Origin of the sequence: Bacillus sp. GMa5/1 (assembly GCF_050172015.1) — a bacterium.
Classification (GTDB): domain Bacteria; phylum Bacillota; class Bacilli; order Bacillales; family Bacillaceae_G; genus Bacillus_A; species Bacillus_A cereus.
This window is the reverse complement of sequence record NZ_JBNLYC010000325.1, coordinates 1-2,833: the sequence shown is the minus strand read 5'-3', so window position 1 is coordinate 2,833 and position 2,833 is coordinate 1. Positions and strand designations below refer to the sequence as shown.

Here is a 2,833-nt window from a genome sequence, read left to right as displayed (position 1 = left end):
TTTAACCGTTAAAATTATAGAGAATATTAAGAGGTTATCAGGCAATATGTCTTAAAGTGTTTAAGAGTAGGAAGATATGTATCACTCGTTAATTAAAAAGTAAAAAATTAGACATTAGAATAGGGAGAAGTGTCTAAGTAAGTTGCTTTTATAGATGAAATAGTGGAGCGTATGAAATTAAAACATGTTAAAGCGAATATAAGAGTGATCTCGATAGGTTAGGCTTAGAAAGTGGCTATTGAATTCGAAGAAGTTAAAATGTGAAAAGTTTCACTTATGTTAACCTGAATATCTATTACTTATTTCCTCTATATAAAAAAGAAGCTGCACAAAAGTACAGCTAGTCTTCTTCACAAATTTATATGGCTTTAATGACGAATTGAGATTGAGGTATATATAGTAATTGAGCTGCCAAGGAAGTTGTTGTATTAGCAAATGGGTATGCTTCCTTATAAAGAAAATTACTATACACTATTTCATTCATTTCATAGGTCGTACACAGTTTTTTTAGGATTTTTTGAGAAATTTTATTTGTACAAGCAGCAATAAAATCATAATCTCTTTTACTTATTTCTTGAATGGCATGTGAAAGAAGGGTAGTGACTATACCACTTCCCATCCAATCTGGATGACAAGCGCCCATATCTAGATAGACCAATTTTTCTTTATCTAAATGAGAAAACTCAATAGATTCTGTCTCTAATGTATCTAAAAGTTGAAAAATAGGTTCCATTTGCGGGCATAGTTCAATCGCTTTCTCTGTATCTATTAGTGGCTGAGTTACTTTTTTTGTTAAAAGAACTCCAACAATTTGAAAATTTTCTATTGCTACAAATGACATAGCTTGAGATACAGCTTGTTTCATCATTTCTTCGCACATTTTGTGAAAAGGAGCAAAAGGAATTTGTAAACTGCTTACAAGAGGTTCGTTATTCACAAAGGAATGTGCAAGTAAGTGTGCTGCATCTTTCAGCTGGTGTGTATCTAGTAGCTGTATATTCATATGTTTTTCCTCTTTTCCTGATATAGTTAATAGTAATTAAAAGTATTATTTAATTTAGTTAAGTTTAATTATTAAAGCGCTTACCAAAATGATTATTAAACATATGAATAAATCTGTTTAGTAGCAATCGAAATATGTTCATAAAGAAATGCTACAATCTCATCTATACATTCAACAGTTGTATATGGAGAGATAGAAAAGAATTTTAATGTGGAAATTGAATTTCTACCACAACTGTTTATTGCATCTACTACACAAGAACGAGTTGTATCACCAAAAAATACTTGATCGCGATTTTTTCCTAGGTAATTAAATAGTTCTATATTTAATCGGTTTGTATCCTCAATCTCTTCTTTTGTTGCAAGGCCTATTCGTTCTTTTTCCCAATTTTCTTGGCCATCTCCATTCATATAGAAACGGAAAGTTGTAATTGGCCCAAATGTAAAATCATTTGTGATTGCGACTTGAGGCAGGGCCTTGCGCAACTTCTCTCTAAATAATAGATTTACACGAATATAATTTGCTAATAATTTTTGATATCCATCAATTCCAAAGGCTAATAGATTGATATACATTGGAATAGCACTACCAGCTCGTGAACATTCTAAAGTATAGCCTGTATGATAACTCCCATATGATCTATTACCAAGATAAGGTGTATCATCTTGGTCAATGTCCATCAGTTGTAAATCAGTATGACTTTTTACGATTAAAATACTTGAGGCATAAGGTGTTTGTCCTAATTTATGAAAATCAAAACATACACTATCTGCAAGAGACATATATTGCATTTTATCTTGTACGTATTGTAAGGCATTTTTTACATTAGGTTCAAATGAAAGTGGATTTTCTTCAAAATTATAATTGTTAAAGAAGCTATAGAATCCGCCCATTGCAGAATCCGCATGGATATAAATAGGCTTTAATTTATATTTTTTCTGTATTGTTTCAGCGCTCTCTTTAATTTTTTTTATATCATCAATGGTAAATGTATCTGTGGACCCCATAGTAGCTAGAATATAGAGGGGGATACCGCCATTTTTAATAACCTGTATCATTTTATTCTCTAAATCTTCTATATCCATAGAATTTGTATAAGGATCAGTTTTTACTTTTATTAAGTGATTTGACCCGATGCCAGTTGCTTCAGCTGACTTTAATAAACTATAATGTGCATTTTCAGAAGCAAAGCAATATACATTTTGTGGAGCGCCATGTTCTTTTGCTGATGGGAATTGTTTAGAAATTGCTAAGCGCAAGCTCGAAAACACGCATCCTTGTCCACCCCATGTTGTATAGCCACCGCTATTATGTGGATTATAACCAATCAGTTTTGAAAGCATGGATACAACTTTTACTTCTGCTTCAGCTGCCCCTGGACCATATACATCCCAAACACCATTACCATTTAAAAGGGCCATGGTTATTACACCTAATAGTGAAGGTATACTTGGTAGTGGTACAGCGTTAGACAAGTAATATTTATTTGGATAAGGATGACCATTCATAAATTGGTTTAGCTCGTCTATAACCTCAGACATAGTGATTCCAGCTAGTGGAATATGACTTTGGTGAATTAAGCCATTGTAGTATCCTTCTGATTTTTCCTCACATTTACCTAAAGTAGCTCGCTCTTCATTTTTTAATCGGTCAAGATTTTTAATTATTTTCTGCATAGATTCTAATAAAAGTTGTTGTTTTTCTTGATTTCCGTCAACGCTCGGAAATAGTTTTAAAATATCTTGCATGCAGTCACTTCTCCTTGTAAAAAAATGGATTTTTATTTTACTTGGTTAAACATAAGGGTATAATGATTTGTAATTGCCCTTT

2 protein-coding genes are annotated in these 2,833 nt (G+C 32.2%); both read right to left on the bottom strand.

Features of this window, described 5'->3' with window-relative positions; translation table 11 throughout:
- Positions 1 to 358: 358 nt before the first annotated feature.
- Positions 359 to 1,003 carry a hypothetical protein gene (locus ACQGSG_RS28115; protein WP_426948600.1) on the bottom strand — a complete coding sequence of 215 codons (645 nt, stop codon included), beginning with the start codon at positions 1,001 to 1,003 and terminating at the stop codon, positions 359 to 361.
- Positions 1,004 to 1,098: 95 nt separating this feature from the next.
- The gene (locus ACQGSG_RS28110) at positions 1,099 to 2,751 is read right to left on the bottom strand and encodes a pyridoxal phosphate-dependent decarboxylase family protein (RefSeq protein ID WP_426948598.1); all 1,653 of its coding nucleotides are present in this window, start codon (positions 2,749 to 2,751) and stop codon (positions 1,099 to 1,101) included.
- Positions 2,752 to 2,833: the final 82 nt, after the last annotated feature.